The 17,381-nt window shown below is 52.6% G+C and carries 15 protein-coding genes; 6 read left to right on the top strand and 9 right to left on the bottom strand.

Annotated elements, in window-relative coordinates:
• Nucleotides 1–34: 34 nt before the first annotated feature.
• The 6 genes from F457_RS0106040 to dnaG all read right to left on the bottom strand — a co-directional run bounded on the left by F457_RS0106040 (nt 35) and on the right by dnaG (nt 7,050).
• The gene (locus F457_RS0106040) at nt 35–1,252 is read right to left on the bottom strand and encodes an SAM-dependent methyltransferase (protein WP_018980242.1); all 1,218 of its coding nucleotides are present in this window, start codon (nt 1,250–1,252) and stop codon (nt 35–37) included.
• A 252-nt stretch (nt 1,253–1,504) separates the two neighbouring features.
• Nucleotides 1,505–2,110 carry a 50S ribosomal protein L9 gene (rplI, locus tag F457_RS0106035; RefSeq protein WP_018980241.1) on the bottom strand — a complete coding sequence of 202 codons (606 nt, stop codon included), beginning with the start codon at nt 2,108–2,110 and terminating at the stop codon, nt 1,505–1,507.
• A 10-nt stretch (nt 2,111–2,120) separates the two neighbouring features.
• Complete coding sequence (gene rpsR, locus F457_RS0106030) at nt 2,121–2,405, bottom strand: 30S ribosomal protein S18 (protein WP_018980240.1); 285 nt, start codon at nt 2,403–2,405, stop codon at nt 2,121–2,123.
• 5 nt (nt 2,406–2,410) lie between these two features.
• On the bottom strand, nt 2,411–2,860 hold the full coding sequence (gene rpsF / locus F457_RS0106025) for a 30S ribosomal protein S6 (protein WP_018980239.1): 450 nt from the start codon (nt 2,858–2,860) through the stop codon (nt 2,411–2,413).
• A 200-nt stretch (nt 2,861–3,060) separates the two neighbouring features.
• Entirely contained in the window at nt 3,061–5,025 is a 1,965-nt protein-coding gene (gene rpoD, locus F457_RS0106020; RefSeq protein ID WP_018980238.1) for an RNA polymerase sigma factor RpoD, read from the bottom strand.
• Nucleotides 5,026–5,202: 177 nt separating this feature from the next.
• On the bottom strand, nt 5,203–7,050 hold the full coding sequence (gene dnaG / locus F457_RS0106015) for a DNA primase (protein WP_018980237.1): 1,848 nt from the start codon (nt 7,048–7,050) through the stop codon (nt 5,203–5,205).
• Nucleotides 7,051–7,150: 100 nt separating this feature from the next.
• Between dnaG and F457_RS0106010 the strand changes: the two genes are divergently transcribed.
• A complete protein-coding gene (locus F457_RS0106010) occupies nt 7,151–8,104 on the top strand; it encodes a DMT family transporter (RefSeq protein WP_018980236.1) in 954 nt (317 codons plus the stop codon).
• A 60-nt stretch (nt 8,105–8,164) separates the two neighbouring features.
• Here F457_RS0106010 and F457_RS0106005 read toward each other — a convergent pair whose 3' ends face one another.
• Nucleotides 8,165–8,617, bottom strand: coding sequence for a GatB/YqeY domain-containing protein (locus F457_RS0106005; protein WP_018980235.1), 453 nt, complete (start codon nt 8,615–8,617; stop codon nt 8,165–8,167).
• 213 nt (nt 8,618–8,830) lie between these two features.
• Here F457_RS0106005 and carA point away from each other — a divergent pair, with 213 nt between their 5' ends.
• The 5 genes from carA to wrbA all read left to right on the top strand — a co-directional run bounded on the left by carA (nt 8,831) and on the right by wrbA (nt 16,050).
• Nucleotides 8,831–10,213, top strand: a complete 1,383-nt coding sequence (gene carA, locus F457_RS0106000) for a glutamine-hydrolyzing carbamoyl-phosphate synthase small subunit (RefSeq protein WP_018980234.1) — start codon at nt 8,831–8,833, stop codon at nt 10,211–10,213.
• A gap of 3 nt (nt 10,214–10,216) precedes the next feature.
• Complete coding sequence (carB, locus tag F457_RS0105995) at nt 10,217–13,471, top strand: carbamoyl-phosphate synthase large subunit (RefSeq protein ID WP_018980233.1); 3,255 nt, start codon at nt 10,217–10,219, stop codon at nt 13,469–13,471.
• Nucleotides 13,472–13,627: 156 nt separating this feature from the next.
• Entirely contained in the window at nt 13,628–14,101 is a 474-nt protein-coding gene (gene greA, locus F457_RS0105990) for a transcription elongation factor GreA (RefSeq protein WP_026294239.1), read from the top strand.
• Nucleotides 14,101–15,321, top strand: coding sequence for a threonine ammonia-lyase (locus F457_RS0105985; RefSeq protein ID WP_018980231.1), 1,221 nt, complete (start codon nt 14,101–14,103; stop codon nt 15,319–15,321). The genes greA and F457_RS0105985 overlap by 1 nt, the downstream gene beginning before the upstream one ends.
• A 123-nt stretch (nt 15,322–15,444) precedes the next feature.
• Complete coding sequence (gene wrbA / locus F457_RS0105980) at nt 15,445–16,050, top strand: NAD(P)H:quinone oxidoreductase (protein ID WP_018980230.1); 606 nt, start codon at nt 15,445–15,447, stop codon at nt 16,048–16,050.
• A 47-nt stretch (nt 16,051–16,097) separates the two neighbouring features.
• Here the strand turns inward: wrbA and upp are convergent, their stop codons facing one another.
• Both upp and msrB read right to left on the bottom strand, forming a co-directional pair.
• Nucleotides 16,098–16,745 (bottom strand): uracil phosphoribosyltransferase, encoded by a 648-nt coding sequence (gene upp / locus F457_RS0105975; protein WP_018980229.1) that lies wholly within the window; start codon nt 16,743–16,745, stop codon nt 16,098–16,100.
• Nucleotides 16,745–17,173, bottom strand: a complete 429-nt coding sequence (gene msrB, locus F457_RS0105970) for a peptide-methionine (R)-S-oxide reductase MsrB (protein ID WP_026294238.1) — start codon at nt 17,171–17,173, stop codon at nt 16,745–16,747. The genes upp and msrB overlap by 1 nt, the downstream gene beginning before the upstream one ends.
• Nucleotides 17,174–17,381 lie beyond the last annotated feature (208 nt).

Below are 17,381 nucleotides of genomic sequence, written 5' to 3'. Positions count from 1 at the left end.
GGTTTCCAACCTCAACAGCACTCCGACGCGCCTGTTACGGCGCCTTGTTGTGCTCTTCTTCATACATATAATCACGCGTCAATGGCAGCGCATCAATAGAACGTGTCAGCTGTAGCTGAAAGTTCATATGTCCTTGCACGCGGAACGCTAATTCACTCGCTGTTAGATAAAGCTCAAACATCCGCACGAAACGATCATCATACATTGCACGCACTCTGTCCCGTTTCGCTTCAAAACGCTGGCGCCAATGGGCAAGAGTTTTTGCGTAATGCAAGCGCAAAATCTCACAATCATCGACCCAAAGTCCCGTTTGCTCCACGGCGGCTAATGCCTCACTGAGTGCTGGAGAATACCCACCTGGGAAAATATATTTCGCGATCCAAGGGTTCGTGGTTCCGGGGCCATCCATACGCCCAATGGAGTGAATAAGGGCAACACCATCAGGTTTTAAGCAGCGCCGAATATTATTGAAAAAGGCTTCATAGTGCGCAACACCCACATGCTCAAACATACCCACGGAAACAATGCGGTCAAATGTGCGATGGAGCGTGCGATAATCTAAGAGCTCAAAACGCACCTGACCGTCCAGACCAGCTTCCTTAGCCCGCTCACGGGCTACACGAAGTTGCTCAACCGACAATGTAATACCGAGCACCTTTGCCCCATAGTCTTTGGCTAAGGTCAGCGCCATCCCGCCCCAACCACAACCAATATCCAAGACCTCAAGACCAGGCCGGTCAAAGCGGAGTTTCGCAGCAATATGGCGTTTCTTTGCCTCTTGTGCTTCATCAAGAGACATGTCATCGCGCTCAAAATATGCACAAGAATATTGCAAGTCTTTATCTAAGAAGAGACGATAAAGATCACCGTTTAAGTCATAATGATGAGCGACATTTTTGCGCGAACGCTTCAGCGAATTGAGCGGTTTTAAAAGACGCCCTACATAGCGCATGCGGCTATTAATTTCTTCGCTTAATAAATTACTATTTTCTAAATTATACATCAGGACGTGCATAAGGCGCTCAAGAGAACACCCTTCAGGTGTTGCCGTCCCGTTCATATATTCTTCGCCAAACGCCAAAGCTGGCTTTAAAGCCAAAGCCTTCTCAGCTGCTGTCGTATGCAAACGCAAGCCAACCTCATCACCAGGCTTACTCCCCTGATAACGGCCTTGTGTCCCATCGCTATAAATAACCGTTAACGTACCTGTCTGTATGAATTTCTTTAGGAAGATATCCAGAACACGCTTCACTTCGACGCTCTCCTTCTCCCACACAGATCGCTGGGTCTTATCGTCATGAACCACCCAACGCCATCGTGACGTTATGTTTTTATTCTAAGTCCATTACGAATAAGATGGCATAGATGTCAGAGAAGACAAGCCTTATCCTCCCTTTTTCATAGAGCTTTCATAACAAAGCACTTATAAAACCCACCTAAATGCAAAAAACCCAGCGGAAGAACCGCTGGGTTTCCAAAGGAAGCTCTGCAAGAGCTAAAGCCCTTAGGCTTCTGCCTGAGTTTCTTCCTCTTTATGCAGCTCTGCTTCGGCAGCAGCCTCTTCGGCTGCTTGCTCAGCATGAAGATCACCAAGGATATTTTCCTCTTCTTCTTCCTGCCCAACAACTTCACCGCGAGCCTGACGCTCAGCCTCTTCCTGAGAACGCGCCACATTGACAGTCAAAGGGATAGAGACTTCTGGGTGCAATGCCACGCGTGCTTCCACCAGACCAAGGATCTTGATCGGCTCTTCCAACACAACCTGCTGACGAGCAACCGTCAGACCAGCTTCTGTTGCAGCAGCAGCAATGTCACGAGGCGTTACAGAGCCATAGAGGCTTCCGCTATCACCAGCCTGACGGATCAGGGTGACAGAAAGCCCTTGCATACGCTCGGCCAAACGCTCGGCCTCTTCACGCTTGCGAAGGTTCTGAGCTTCCAGCTGAGCACGCTCATTTTCAAAGCGAGCACGGTTTGCCGCGTTCGCACGAAGAGCCTTGCCTTTAGGAAGCAGGAAATTGCGGGCATAACCTGGCTTCACACGGACGATATCGCCCATCTGGCCAAGATTTTCCACGCGCTGAAGCAGAATGAGTTCAGTCTGAGACATGACGTGCTCCTCAGTTTACAACATATGGGAGCAGAGCGAGGAAGCGGGCGCGCTTGATCGCCTGCGCCAGTTCACGCTGCTTTTTAGCCGAAACGGCCGTGATGCGGCTTGGAACAATCTTACCGCGCTCAGACAGGAAACGGCTCAGAAGACGGACATCCTTATGGTCAATCTTCGGCGCATTCGGCCCAGAGAATGGGCAGGATTTGCGACGACGATAGAAAGGACGACGCGCACCAACAGCCATACGACGGCTTGCTGGATTGATTTCAGGGGTTGTCGTGGTATCAGCCATCTTGATTACTCCGCTGCAGCCGTGTTTTCACGCGTTTCAGAGGATGAGGAGTCATTGTTATGACGGCGGTTACGACCGCTTTCATAACGACCACCACGCCCACCGCGGGAACCACGATCACCACGATCGTCACCCTTACGGGACAGAATCGGTGACGGTGTATCGTCAATTTCATCAACACGAAGGGTCAGAACACGCAGAACATCTTCGTTCAGGCTCAGCTGACGATCCATTTCGTTCATCGCGTCAATCGGGGCTTCAATACCCAGCAGGACGTAATGACCCTTGCGGTTTTTCTTGATGCGATAAGCCAGCGTGCGCAGGCCCCAGAACTCACGCTTGCGCACGGAACCACCATGTTCGCCCAGCAGTGAGGTAATGTTCTCAATCAGGGTTTCAACCTGAGCCTGAGAGACATCGTTACGTGCAATAAGCACGGTCTCGTAAAGTGGCATGAAAACTCCCTTCGGATAAGGTCAACCCAAACCGGCCCAGTGCCGATTTAAAACCCCTTCTTCTCATAAAAGAAAAAGACGCGGGTATAGCCGTGAAGACGCCTATCATCACGGCAGGGAAAGCGGCCTTTAACCACAAATAATGGAAAAAAGCAAGAGAATGATGCCCTCTTGCTAGAGAGCATCTCCCCTATACAGCATCAATCGTCAAGGAAGGAACGGAGTTTACGGCTACGGCTTGGATGTTTCAGCTTACGCAGCGCTTTGGCTTCAATCTGACGAATACGCTCACGCGTCACGTTAAATTGTTGCCCGACTTCTTCCAATGTATGGTCAGTGTTCATCCCAATTCCGAAACGCATCCGCAGGACACGCTCTTCACGTGGGGTCAACGAGGCCAGAACGCGGGTTGTAGCTTCACGCAGATTGGTCTGGATAGCCGCATCCAACGGGATAATAGCGGTCTTATCCTCAATAAAGTCGCCAAGATGGCTGTCTTCTTCATCACCAATCGGTGTTTCCAAAGAAATCGGCTCTTTAGCAATTTTCAGAACCTTACGCACTTTCTCAAGCGGCATACCGAGCTTTTCAGCGAGCTCTTCCGGTGCAGGTTCACGGCCAATTTCGTGCAGCATCTGACGTGATGTCCGCACCAATTTATTGATCGTCTCGATCATATGAACTGGAATACGGATAGTCTTCGCTTGATCAGCAATCGAACGCGTAATTGCCTGACGGATCCACCATGTAGCGTAGGTGGAGAACTTATAACCACGGCGATATTCAAATTTATCAACCGCCTTCATCAGGCCGATATTCCCTTCTTGGATGAGATCCAAGAATTGCAATCCACGGTTTGTATATTTCTTCGCAATTGAAATCACCAAGCGCAGATTCGCCTCGATCATTTCCTTCTTCGCGCGTGTCGAGTCACGCTCACCGCGCGAAATCGTCTGATAAACTTGACGGAACTCATCAACAGGCAAACCCGTCTCACACGAAAGGTCAGCTACCTGCTTCCGCATCGACGCCAGCTGATCCATATGCTTGGTTGTTAATGTTTTCCAACCCTTCCCAGGCAGAACCGTAATCTGCTCAAGCCATTCTGGATCCAGCTCATGATAGCGATAGCGGGACATAAAGTCTTCACGCGCAATCTTGCAGCTTTCTGCCAAACGCAGCATCCGTCCTTCAACCGTATTCAGCCGCTGCACATGCGCTTTGATAGACTCAACAAGCTCTTCAATGCGATTATTGTTCAGATGCATCCGCCCGACTAAAGCGACAAGCTCACCCCGCAATTTTGCGTAGCTTTTCTCAGCACGATCGGAAGCTTCTTCACCTTCCATCAACGCTTCAACGCGTTTGTTCTGCATCCGTGATAGCTTCTGATACAAAGGCTCAAAAGCTTCAAAGAGCAGCATAATCTCTGGTTTTAGCTTCTCTTCCAAAGCGGAAAGCGACAAGCCATTGCCTTCGCCATTACCGCCTTCGCCACCTTCAGACTCTTCACCATTCTCGTCGTTTTCAGAATCTGCGTCGTTATCTTCTTCTGGTGGTGCCTCGTCAGAGAGACCCTCCATCGAGGCTTCTTCCGGGTCTCCTTGGCTCGCTTCAAGATCAATCACTTCACGCAATGGCAAAGTTTCGTCTTTAAGCTGCTCGTACCAACCCAGAATAGAACGGAACGTCAACGGACTATGGCACAGGCCGTTAATCATCTCGCCCCGCCCAGCCTCAATACGCTTGGCAATGGCAATCTCACCTTCGCGTGAAAGAAGCTCCACGGCTCCCATCTCGCGCAGATACATCCGCACAGGGTCATCCGTGCGGCTTGCCGCTACGGCATCGACATTTCCGCTCTCGCTTTGTTCCTCATTCGCCTCCGACGGGGTGGCGGTCGTCTCACTTGGCGTCTCTTCTTCACGGTCGGTATTTTCAACAACCTGAATGCCCATCTCAGAAAGAGCCGCCATAACGTCTTCAATCTGCTCAGACGTCATTTTGTCCTGAGGCAGAACAGCGTTCAGCTCGTCAAACGTAATGCTCCCGCCTGATCGTCCCTTGGCAATCAGTCTCTTTACGGCAGCTGATTGCACATCCAGAGGAGGTCCATCCTGCTCGGGTGCATTCCGATCCGTTCCAGAGGCTGATTTCGTGGCCATGCGTCTCTCCGTCAACTCTACTCAAATGCCAGTAGGTGGGCAGCGTGCAAGTGGTCAATCCTGAGCTCCAAGTCAAGCTCTGGCAGGGGGTAAAATCGGTTTTTTTGATAACAAATACCCCCACTCCCTTTATTGCACACTCCTATCTCATAAGTGTTGGGCGCCGTTAAACGCGCTTCAAGGGGGCGCGTCGGTTCCTTCATCTAATTCTGGTTGTTCACCCCGTTTTAACGCTTCCACAACCTTCATACGCGCTAATATGCTCACTGGGAAGCGCTCGCCCTCACTCGAGTCGGAAGATTTTGAATACGCTGCCATCAACACATCCTCTACCGACTGCTGAACCTCACGCTCAAAGGACGCAAAATTCACGAGGGCATAAAAATGCCACCAGCTTTCCAATACATCAACCTTCAGCATATCATCATCAGAGCGTGCTGATCGTAATGTCCGCGGCAACGGCCCATCAATAAGCGATGAGAGTACCTCTCCCAAGCCATGCTCTTGCATCCATTTCTGACAATTTTCGGCTGTTAGTTCTTCGCTTTGATCGGCCCATTCCAAAACCGCTTCCCGCACATCGTTTAAGGTGTCAGGCAGCATTAACTGCGTATAGGCTTGCTCAATATGGGGTAAAATGGCGGGATGGCACACAATAAGCACCGTCAATACATTCAGACGCTCAACAGCACCTTCTGCAACGGAGCGAGGCTCTCTCGGCCCTGTAGAAACCCTTCCCGGTGAACGCGCGCCCCTTTTCCCCTTATGACGGCGGAAACGCTCAAAAAAGAGATCCAAGAACGTGCTGCGATATTCACTCGCTAAGTTACGCTCTGGAATCTGCCGTGATAAAGCAATCAATCGCTCACGCAACGCCGCTCTTTGCTCAGGCCCCGGGTTAACCTCACGCACACTTAACAGGTTAAAGAGTTCCTCCACCATCGGTCGCGCATGCGCAAAACGCTCGGCCATCGCCGTAGCACCTTCACGCTGGACAAAACTATCCGGGTCATCACCTTCACTTAAGCGGCAAAAACTCAGGCTTTTTTCCGCTGAGAGAAGCGGCAAAGCGACCTCACATACCCGTAACGCAGCGCGTTGCCCGGCTTGGTCTCCATCAAGGCAGATAATAGGCCGTGGCGTTAAACGCCAAAGAAGCTCTAGCTGCTCCTCCCCTAGGGCCGTTCCCAGAGGAGCCACAGCGCCCTGTAAGCCCGCCTGATCAAGTGCGATGGCGTCCATATACCCTTCAACCACCACAAGCTCAGCACCCTTCCTGACGGCTTGTGTGGCATGATCAAGGTTAAACAGCGTGCGCCGTTTGGAAAAAAGTGGCGTTTCTGGGCCATTGAGATATTTCGGCTGTCCATCTCCCAGAATACGCCCGCCAAAGGAGATCACACGCCCTTTCCGATCACGAATAGGGAACGTGACACGGTTAAAGAACAACTCCCCGCGAGGATGACCCGCCTCACCAAGGCGCATCAGACCAACCTGCGCGAGTTGCTCAACTGTTATCCCATCAGCGCGCAAAGCGGCGACGAGAGAGCGGCCATCACCAGACCAACCCAAGCCAAAGCGCTCCAGCGTTTCCTCTCTCAGGCCTCGCCTCGTTAAATAGGCCAGCCCCTCTCGCCCCTCCGCTGTATAGAGGTTTTGGCGATAAAGCTCTTGCACGCGTGCCAAAACATCATAAAGCGACTGACGCTCTCGTGCTTTTTCTTCCTGCTGTGGATCGTCCTTTGGTATCTCCATCCCCGCTTCAGAAGCGAGTTTTTCGACGGCTTCAGGAAAGCTACTTCCATCACTTTGCATCACAAAGCTAATGGCATCTCCATGCACCCCACAGCCAAAACAATGGAAGTGATCGTCATAAATATAAAAAGACGGGCTCTTTTCACCATGGAATGGGCAGCATGTTTTCCAGTTCCGCCCAGAGCGCGTTAATTTGTGACGCCGCCCAATCAGGGACGTTAACGGGGTACGTTGACGGAGTTCGTCGAGAAAATGTGTGTCGAAAGCCATAAAATCCGTCTGATACGCCCATTCACGTTTGATCTATCTCATAAGATCATGCAGATCATAGCATGATTAACCTCATAGATCACGGAGACACTCTTTGCGTATGAAACACACGACGCTTGTTGGTTTTGGGTGCGGCGCAGCCGCGGGGGCTCTTTGGGGACTGGCACTGCTAGCACCTGCATTGATCCAACCGTTCAGCCCTCTCCAACTGGCTACCGTGCGTTATCTTACCTACGGTCTCTTTGCGCTTGTCGCCCTGCTCCCACGTTGGCGCGCCCTTACCGCACGCCTGACGGGAAAGGCATGGCGCGAGCTTATTATTCTCAGCTTTTTGGGGAATATTCTCTACTACGTCATTCTCGGCACAAGCGTTCAGCTTTGCGGCATTGCCATGCCAACACTGATCGTTGGGTTTTTACCCGTCACCGTCACGGTCGTCGGAGCCCTTGAAGATGGGGCCGTCCCTTTACGACGCCTTGTGCCGTCTATTCTGTTGAGCACAGCGGGCATAAGCTGCATTGCGTGGCAGGGCTTTCACATGGCAAGCCACAGCACGGAGGGCCATAGTGCGCTTTCTCTCATGATCGGCTTGCTCTGCGCGGTCATCGCTCTGATTTCTTGGAGTGCTTACACCATTCGCAATGCGCGCTGGCTTAACCAGCTCAATCCCCCCACCAGTGAGCATGAATGGAATATGCTTACCGGACTTGTTACGGGGGCAATGGCACTTCTTATGCTGCCTGCTGCCTTCTTGTGGCAATCCGTTCCGACGGAAAAGTGGGGGCTCTTTATCGCCGTTTCGATGGGTATGGGCCTCTTAGCTTCCGTCGCGGCCAACAGTTTTTGGAACCGCATGAGCCGCCTCGTCCCCCTCACAATGGTCGGTGGGATGATCCTCTTTGAAACGCTCTTTTCGCTCATTTACGGATTCTTGTGGGAACAGCGCTGGCCAACGCTTCCCGAGGCCTTGGCGATTATCCTCGTCAGCAGCAGCGTGCTGAGCTGCATGTATGCCCATCGTCCTAGCAAACATATACCGGACGGACACGCTTAAAGTGTTCCGACATGCAAAGAAGGCAGCCCAGTAACTTTAAGACTGCCTTCTTTAACTCTCTTAGCCCAAATGCTCTTTAACAAACGCACTGGCTTTGGCTGCATTCAGCGCAGCACCGAAGCGTTTTTTCAGCACCGCCATCACGCGGCCCATATCTTTCATGCTTTCGGCTTTCACCTCAGCAACAGCCTCTTTAATCGCCGTTTTCACAGTGTCATCATCCAGCTCCGCAGGCAGATAAGAACGGATCGTCTCAATTTCACGCTCTTCTTTTTCTGCTAATTCTGGACGATTACCCTTGATATACATCTCCACTGATTCTGAGCGCGATTTAATCATAGAACGCAAAGCCAGAAGGATATCCTCATCACTAACGACGACATCCTTCGCACGCGCTGCCACGTCCAAATCTTTAACTTTCGCTGTAATTGCACGCAGCTGAGCGACGCGTTCAGACTGCCCAGCTTTCATTGCGGCTTTAATATCGTCCATAAGACGTGCGCGAAGTGACATAACCATACTCCTGCCATGATATTTTTCTTAGTCAAAAAAGACGCTTAAACCTCTACCAGCCTCTTATGACCCTGTCGATAAAGGGGAGAATCTCGGAAAAAATTTCCCAACTCACAGACCTGCCCTTTTCATGTCGGAAAAAACTTCCCATTTCATCTCTCATGCCCTATCTAGGCGGTAGGTCTCTGAGGACGGCACGAGGCGGAGAAAGCCATGAACATTGATGCAATTATTCAAAAAGCAGGGGGCGTTACCGAAATCGCCCAGCTGACCGGTGTTGGCAGCGAGGCTGTGCGCAAATGGCGCCAGTCCGGCACAGTGCCCGCTAAACACTGGCCTGCCCTCCTCCACGTGCCGGGAATTACCCTGGCAGATCTGAACGACACTTCAGAGGAAGCGCCTTCTATGTCACACGCCTCCAATACAACCCGCCCAAACGGCGCAACAGCGGCTCTCGCCCTTGCTGACGGCACCCTCCTATGGGGGCGCGGCTTTGGCGCTCATAATGACGCCGCCGTTGGAGAGCTTTGCTTCTCCACGGGTATGACAGGCTATCAGGAAACACTGACAGACCCTTCTTTTGCCGGGCAGATTGTGACCTTCACCTTCCCACATATCGGCAATGTCGGCACGAATCCTGAAGATAACGAAGCCCCGACAATGGCCGCCCTCGGCTTGGTCGTAAAAGAGGACGTAACCGCTCCAGCTAATTGGCGCTCTACCAAGTCCCTTAATGAGTGGCTGATTGCTCAAGGGCGCAGCGGCATTAGCGGCATTGATACGCGCTTTATCGCCCGCACCCTCCGCGATAAAGGCCCACAAACAGCGGTGCTCTCCTTCCCACGCAATGGGCAGATTGACGTTGACGCTCTGAAGGAAAAAGCACGCACATGGCCCGGCCTTGTCGGGATGGATCTCGCCAAGGACGTCACGCAAGGCAAACGCCACTGGACAGAGACGGTATGGCAGAATCAACGTCCTGAAAAAGACGTAAAACGCCGCGTCGTCGCCCTTGATTATGGGGCGAAAGATAACATCCTCCGCAGCTTGGTCTCTGCTGGGTGTGATGTCCATGTCCTCCCCGGCACCGCAACAGGGGAAGAGATTCTGGCCCTGAAGCCGGAAGGTGTCTTCCTCTCCAACGGCCCGGGCGACCCTGCGGCAACCGCCACTTATGCCGTCCCAGCCATTGAGGCTGTGCTGAATGCTGATGTGCCTATCTTTGGGATCTGCCTTGGTCACCAGCTACTTGCTCGCGCTCTGGGCGGCAGCACCTATAAGCTCGAGCGCGGCCATCGCGGCGCTAACCAACCGGTTAAGGACATCACCACAGGCAAGGTAGAAATTACGAGCCAAAATCACGGCTTTGCTGTGGATGAAAAAAGCCTTCCCGAAACGGTGAAAGTCACCCATGTCAGCCTCTTTGATGGCTCTAACGAGGGGATTGCCTCTACGGTGAAAGAAGCGTTCTCGGTGCAATATCACCCAGAAGCCAGCCCGGGGCCGACCGATAGTTTTTACCTCTTTGAACGCTTTGTTTCCGTCATGGATCGTCGTGCGAACACACAAGGCACAACTCAGAAGGCAGGAGCATAAGACATGCCAAAACGCACTGATATCCGCTCCATCCTCATCATTGGTGCTGGCCCGATCATTATCGGCCAAGCCTGTGAGTTCGACTATTCCGGAGCGCAAGCCTGTAAAGCTCTGAAGGAAGAAGGCTATCGCGTCATTCTTCTGAACTCCAATCCTGCCACGATCATGACTGATCCAGGATTGGCCGATGCGACCTACATTGAACCCATCACGCCGGAATTTGTTGAACGCATCATCCTTAAAGAGAAACCCGATGCGGTCTTGCCCACAATGGGTGGACAAACAGCTCTTAATGCCGCCATGGCCCTGGATAAGTCAGGCTTTTTGGAAAAACACGGCGTTGCGCTGATCGGTGCCCGCGCTGATGTGATTGACCGCGCTGAAGATCGCTTCAAATTCCGTGAAGTGATGGAAAAAATCGGTGTGGAAAGCCCACGCAGCACCATCGCTCATACGATTGAAGAAGCCCGCGAGGCGGTCGAGCATACAGGTCTACCCGCGATTATCCGTCCTTCCTTTACGATGGGTGGATCAGGCGGCGGCATCGCTTATAACCGCGAAGAGTTCGATGACATTGTCCGTAGCGGTCTCGACGCCTCCCCTACGACGGAAGTTCTGATTGAAGAATCCGTTATCGGGTGGAAAGAGTTTGAGATGGAAGTCGTGCGTGACACGGCGGATAACTGCATCATCGTATGCTCCATCGAAAATATCGACCCAATGGGTGTGCATACTGGGGACTCCATCACCGTTGCTCCCGCCCTCACGCTGACAGATAAAGAATATCAGCGGATGCGTGATGCTTCCATCGCCTGCTTACGCGCGATTGGGGTGGAAACAGGTGGATCTAACGTCCAATTCGGCGTCAATCCCGTTGATGGCCGTGTCGTCGTCATTGAGATGAACCCACGCGTCTCGCGCTCTTCTGCTCTAGCCTCTAAAGCAACCGGCTTCCCGATTGCCAAGATCGCTGCAAAGCTGGCTGTTGGCTACACGCTTGATGAGCTCACCAACGATATTACCGGAACCACGCCTGCCAGCTTTGAGCCGACCATTGATTATGTGGTCACCAAAATTCCGCGCTTCACCTTTGAGAAGTTCCCAAGCACGCCAGCGCTGCTCTCCACGTCAATGAAGTCTGTGGGGGAAGCGATGTCCGTGGGACGTAGCTTTGCCGAATCCCTCCAAAAGGGCCTCCGCTCTATGGAGACGGGCTTAACGGGGCTTGATCCTGTCGAAGCGCCTGGCGATGGCTCCCCTGATGCCTACCGCGCCGCGCTCTCTGAGCCACGCCCAGAACGCATCTTGATGGTCGCTCAAGCTTTCCGTGCCGGGCTCTCCTTGGAAGACATCCAAGAAGCCTGCCATTTTGAGCCTTGGTTCCTTCGTCAGATTGAAGCTCTTGTGGCAACCGAGCGTCAGATTGAGCGCGATGGCCTCCCTCAAGACGCCATCGACCTGCGCAACATCAAAGCTCAGGGATTCTCAGACCGTCAATTAGCGCGTCTTTCTGGCAAGAGCGTCAAAGACATTGAGGCTTTGCGCAACAAGCTGAACGTCCAGCCTGTTTATCGCCGCATTGATACCTGCGCGGCTGAATTTGCCTCCGACACACCGTATCTCTACTCCACCTATGAAGGGGGCTTCGGCACACCGGAATGTGAAAGCCGCCCCACAGATCGCGATAAGGTCATCATCCTCGGCGGCGGCCCTAACCGGATTGGTCAAGGGATTGAATTCGATTATTGCTGTGTTCATGCCGCTTATGCTCTGCGCGAAGCCGGCTTTGAAACCATCATGGTCAACTGTAACCCAGAGACCGTTTCCACCGACTATGACAGCTCCGACCGTCTCTATTTCGAGCCGCTGACAGAGGAAGACGTTGTCGCCCTCGCCCGCACGGAAATGACCAATGGTCGTCTGCTCGGTTGCATCGTGCAATATGGTGGGCAAACACCGTTGAAGCTCTCCCGCGCGCTTGAAGCAGCCGGCATTACCCTCTTGGGCACGCCCGCTGATGCGATTGACCGCGCAGAAGACCGCGAACGCTTCCAAGAGATGCTGCGTAAACTGGGGCTGCGTCAGCCGAAAAACGGCATTGCTCATCGCCCTGATATGGCGCTCGATGTTGCCGAAGAGGTTGGCTATCCCGTCGTGGCCCGTCCATCCTATGTGCTCGGTGGCCGTGCGATGGAGATCGTTTATGATCGCGCAGGGTTGTCGCACTACCTCAACACCGTGCTGCGTGCCGCTGGCGAAGAAGTCGCCTCTGCTCCCGTGCTGCTCGACCATTACCTCAATGATGCCATTGAGGCTGATGTGGACTGCATCGCAGACGGAGAGAATGTGTATGTCGCCGGTGTGATGGAACATATTGAGGAAGCCGGTATCCATTCCGGTGACTCTGCATGCTCCCTACCGCCTTATACGCTCTCACCGGCTCTCGTCACAGAGCTGAGAGAACAGACGGAAGCCATGGCGCGTGAGCTTGGCATTCGTGGCTTGATGAATGTGCAGTTCGCGATCAAGAATGATGAAGTGTTCGTTCTTGAGGTGAACCCCCGCGCATCCCGCACCGTACCGTTCGTGGCCAAAGCAACCGGTGTTCCTGTCGCGAAAATTGGCGCACGCATCATGGCCGGCGCCAAGCTGACAGACTTCACTCTTGATGGTCGCAGCGTAGCCCCTCATGTCGCCGTGAAAGAGGCTGTCTTCCCGTTCCACCGCTTCTCTGGTGTTGATACGATCTTGGGGCCAGAAATGCGCTCGACTGGGGAGGTTATGGGCCTCGACAGCACGTTTGAAACGGCTTTTGCGAAGTCTCAGCTTGCCGCTGGCGTGAATCTCCCAAGTGAAGGCACGGTCTTCCTGTCTGTGCGTGATAGCGACAAGGCACATGTGCAGCCCGTCGCGCGGAAACTTGTGGAGATGGGCTTTACCATCCTCGCCACACGTCACACCGCTGAACGTCTCGAAGAAGCCGGCATTCCCGTCACACGCACCAACAAAGTGTTGGAAGGGCGCCCTCATTGTGTCGATGCCATCCGCTCCCGTGAGGTGCAGATGGTCATCAACACGTCGCAAGGAGGGCAGGCTGCTCGCGATAGCTTTGATATCCGCCGTTCAGCACTCACGATGGGGGTTCCTCACTACACCACCATCGCTGGTGCACGCGCTGCTACCTACGCGATTGCAGCCCTTAAAAACGGCGATCCGGGAGTGGCTCCGCTACAGTCTTACTTCCACGGAGACTTCTAAGACACGTTCGGTAGGCTTGCAGCACAGGCTCTGTGCTGTTTATCCTGCTTAGCGTTATTGCTGCCGACTCCTCCCCCTCCACAGGGTTCTCCCTCTGGAAGGGGAAGGAGCGGCGCGTTTTTGTTTGTTCTATTGTCTAATCTTGAGGGAAGCACCGTGCAGAAAAGCCCCATGACCGCCCAAGGGCTCAAACGCCTTGAGGACGAGTTGCGTCACCTAAAGACGGAGGCCCGTCCGGCCGTTATTCGTGCTATTGCCGAAGCGCGCTCTCATGGTGACCTCTCAGAAAACGCTGAATATGACGCCGCACGTGACCGTCAGTCCTTCATTGAAGGACGCGTTCTTGAGCTAGAGAGTCTCATCTCCACCGCAGAGGTAATTGACCCTTCCACGCTTTCAGGTAATCGCGTGCAGTTCGGCGCAACAGTTGAGCTCGTGGATGAGGAAACCGATAAAGAGAGCACGTATCAGATTGTTGGCCTCCATGAAGCCGACATCAAAGAACGCCGGATCTCCGTTTCCTCCCCGCTCGCAAAAGCCCTCATCGGTAAAGATGTGGGAGATTCCGTCTCTGTGCCCGCACCGGGCGGAGACCGTACATATGAAATATTGAAAGTGGTGTATAAATAATGACTGATTGTGCTTCCGATACTCGGGTCACTCTGGACGATGTTCGCGCCGCCCAGAAACGTATTGCAGCAACCATTGCCCGTACTCCAACGATTCGCAATGTTGCTCTTTCCCGAATTACGGAAGCCGACATTAGCATTAAACTCGACAATCTTCAGGCTATCGGTTCATTCAAAGAACGTGGAGCCGCCAACCGTATGGCCCTCCTCACGCCTGAAGAACGGGCTCACGGCGTTATCACTGTATCAGCAGGGAACCATGCGCAAGGTGTTGCGCGTCAAGCAAGCCTTCTTGACCTTGATGCCACCATCGTGATGCCCCGCTTTACACCTGCTACAAAAGTTGCGGCAACAAAAAGCTGGGGCGCGCGTGTCGTCCTTGCTGGAGATAATTTTGACGAAGCCTGTGCTACTGCCGAAGAGCTGCGTCAAAAAGAAAACCGCACCCTGATTCACCCTTTTGATGACCCTGCCGTAATCGCAGGCCAAGGCACGTGCGCACTCGAAATGCTCGAAGATGCCCCCGACCTTGATCTCGTCGTCGTCCCCATCGGGGGTGGCGGGCTTATCTCCGGCTTTATCACCGTTTTAAAGGCTCTTAGCCCGCAAACGAAGATTTATGGCGTTCAGGTTTCTGCCTACTCTCCTTTGCGTCATTACCCCGAAGGCCCCGTGGATGTGCCAGGAGGCTCAACGTTGGCAGAAGGCATCGCTGTCGTTCATCCGGGGCATCATTGCCTCAATATTATTGACCATCAGCTCGATGGTGTTTTTGTCGTTGATGAGTTGCAGGTTGAAAGCGCAATTACCACGCTTGCAGAGAAAGCCCGACAAGTTTCCGAAGGCGCAGGTGCAGCTCCATTGGCCGCTATCTTAGCCAATCACGACTTCTTTAAGGGCAAGAAAGTCGGGTTTCCTATTTCCGGCGGAAATATTAATGCCCGCATTCTCGCGCATGTCATTTTACGCTCACTCCTCCGCGAAGGTCGTATCTTACGCCTTGTGTTCCAGATCCCCGATCGGCCTGGGTTGCTTGCGGACATTTCGCAGAAAATTGGTGATTTTGGCGGGAACATTATTGAAGTGTCTCATCACCGTCTCTTCGCCGCTCCTTCTGTCCAAACGGCTGAACTGGTTGTGATGATTGAAGCACGCGATACTGAACATGCCCAACAGATCGAAAGTGATCTCTCCCAACATTACACGGTGCGCCGAGAGTAAGCTTTTCTTCGTACAAAATTGAAACAATGTGTTTTAGCTCTGTTGGTTCACAGAGGCGCAAAAGCTGGCTTATGGTCACGTCATAGGCCGGCCCTGCCTATCTCTTTTTAAGGAATGTGAATCATGTCTTCTCCACGCATTTTGATCCTCTACTATTCAACCTATGGCCATGTTGAAACAATGGCTGAAGCCATCGCTCTTGGCGTTCGTGATGCTGGGGCACAGGCCGATATTCGCCGTGTTCCAGAGCTCGTTCCCGAAGACGCGGCTAAAGCAAACGGGTTTAAGCTGGATCAGAAAGCCCCGATCGCACAGCCTTCTGAACTCGTTAATTACGACGGTATTATCGTTGGCGGTCCAACACGCTTTGGACGTCTACCGGCTCAGCTCGCTAACTTCTTTGACCAAACTGGCGGCCTATGGCTCAAAGGGGCTCTGATCGGGAAGGTCGGCGCTGCCTTTACGTCCACGGGTAGCCAACATGGTGGGCAAGAAACGACCCTCTACTCCATCTTGTCAAACCTCATCCATCACGGAATGGTCATTACTGGCCTGCCTTACTCTTTCCAAGGGCAGCTCACAAACAGCGAGATCAGCGGTGGCGCACCCTATGGGGCCACCACCATCGCTGGGCCAGACGGCTCTCGCCAAGTGAGCGAGAATGAACGTGATGGCGGTCGTTTCTTAGGCAAGCATGTTGCCGATATTGCTGCGCGCCTCGTAAAATAAGGCCCAGCCTTTAAATAAGGCCCAGTCTTTACTGGGCCTTTCCCCTCTTAATCCGTTCCAAAAAAACGATCCCCCGCATCCCCAAGCCCGGGGACGATATAGCCTTTTTCATCAAGTTTCTCATCAAGAGAGCAGGTTATAATCCGCACATCAGGATGTATTTTCTGAAGCAAAGCAACGCCTTCAGGAGCTGCAATTAAACAAGCAAAAATAATATTTTTGGCCCCTGCTTGTTTGAGGCGTGTAATGGCGGCATCGGCAGAGTTCCCTGTGGCCAACATAGGGTCCAACACAATGCAGCATTTCTGATGGATATGGTCAGGAACTTTAAAATAATATTCTTCCGCTTCCAACGTCACATGATGACGCTGCATGCCGACATGCCCAACACTTGCGGAAGGAACAAGATCCAGCATGCCATCAAGCAAACCACACCCCGCTCTTAAAATGGGCACAAAACAGATCTGCGCTTCATCCATCCGTTCAACAGCGGCCTGAGTACCATCCGGCAAAAGTACCGTCGCATCTCTCAACGGAAGAGCTTCTAATGTTTCATAAGCAAGAAGGAGACTCAGCTCTCTCACTGAAGCACGAAACACAGCAATGGGCGTATCATGCTGCCGAAGAAATGCTAATTTATGGCGGACAAGAGGATGTGTCAGCACATGCAGCATGGAAGAAGACGATGACGACATTAAGAACCTTTCTCTGTGGATGCCTCATCATCAGCAATGAACTGAAGAGCAAGGCCATTCATGCAATAACGCTTTCCCGTTGGGAGTGGCCCATCGGGAAAAAGATGCCCTAAATGACCACGACAGCACGCGCAATGTACTTCAACACGATACATCCCAAAACGCGTATCTTCTGACACCCCAACCCCATTGTCTTCAACATCAAAGAAAGACGGCCATCCGGAGCCACTGTCATATTTCTTTTCAGAACGAAACAGCTCATGCCCACACCCAGCACAGCAATAACGGCCGGAGCGTTTTTCATCATTCAACGGACTGGTTCCAGCTCGTTCCGTTCCATGGTCTCGCAAAATACGGCGCTGCTCGTCGCTTAAATCTCCGCATGCGCAACCAGGGCCGTCTGATCTTTCGTTACCCTCAATAGTCATAAGCGTCCCTTTTCTACGCATTGCAACGTCTTTTAAACACGGTTTTGTATGGAGAGGAAATCATCCTACTATGCACAGGTTAATTGACAAGGAAGAGTGCTGCGCAATGATCGTTTTTCTCTCCTTGCGCGTAGTAAGAGAATCATAAAACCGTTACCCTAGGATAAAGAGGCTGCTTCTGTGCTCTGTATAAGACAGTTCCTGTTAA

The organism is Saccharibacter floricola DSM 15669, assembly GCF_000378165.1.
In the GTDB taxonomy this organism is placed as follows: domain Bacteria; phylum Pseudomonadota; class Alphaproteobacteria; order Acetobacterales; family Acetobacteraceae; genus Saccharibacter; species Saccharibacter floricola.
Note: the sequence above shows the minus strand (reverse complement) of the source record. Positions and strands in the feature narration are given on the sequence as shown.

What these genes read in the sequence shown, in the direction of transcription:
- rplI (WP_018980241.1), bottom strand. Translation starts at nt 2,110, where the DNA reads ATGTCTCAGACTGAACTCATTCTGCTTCAGCGCGTGGAAAATCTTGGC.
- wrbA (WP_018980230.1), top strand. Translation starts at nt 15,445, where the DNA reads ATGTCTTCTCCACGCATTTTGATCCTCTACTATTCAACCTATGGCCAT.
- carA (WP_018980234.1), top strand. Translation starts at nt 8,831, where the DNA reads ATGAACATTGATGCAATTATTCAAAAAGCAGGGGGCGTTACCGAAATC.
- rpsF (WP_018980239.1), bottom strand. Translation starts at nt 2,860, where the DNA reads ATGCCACTTTACGAGACCGTGCTTATTGCACGTAACGATGTCTCTCAG.
- carB (WP_018980233.1), top strand. Translation starts at nt 10,217, where the DNA reads ATGCCAAAACGCACTGATATCCGCTCCATCCTCATCATTGGTGCTGGC.
- msrB (WP_026294238.1), bottom strand. Translation starts at nt 17,173, where the DNA reads ATGACTATTGAGGGTAACGAAAGATCAGACGGCCCTGGTTGCGCATGC.
- upp (WP_018980229.1), bottom strand. Translation starts at nt 16,745, where the DNA reads ATGTCGTCATCGTCTTCTTCCATGCTGCATGTGCTGACACATCCTCTT.
- rpoD (WP_018980238.1), bottom strand. Translation starts at nt 5,025, where the DNA reads ATGGCCACGAAATCAGCCTCTGGAACGGATCGGAATGCACCCGAGCAG.
- F457_RS0106005 (WP_018980235.1), bottom strand. Translation starts at nt 8,617, where the DNA reads ATGTCACTTCGCGCACGTCTTATGGACGATATTAAAGCCGCAATGAAA.
- F457_RS0105985 (WP_018980231.1), top strand. Translation starts at nt 14,101, where the DNA reads ATGACTGATTGTGCTTCCGATACTCGGGTCACTCTGGACGATGTTCGC.
- rpsR (WP_018980240.1), bottom strand. Translation starts at nt 2,405, where the DNA reads ATGGCTGATACCACGACAACCCCTGAAATCAATCCAGCAAGCCGTCGT.
- dnaG (WP_018980237.1), bottom strand. Translation starts at nt 7,050, where the DNA reads ATGGCTTTCGACACACATTTTCTCGACGAACTCCGTCAACGTACCCCG.
- F457_RS0106010 (WP_018980236.1), top strand. Translation starts at nt 7,151, where the DNA reads ATGAAACACACGACGCTTGTTGGTTTTGGGTGCGGCGCAGCCGCGGGG.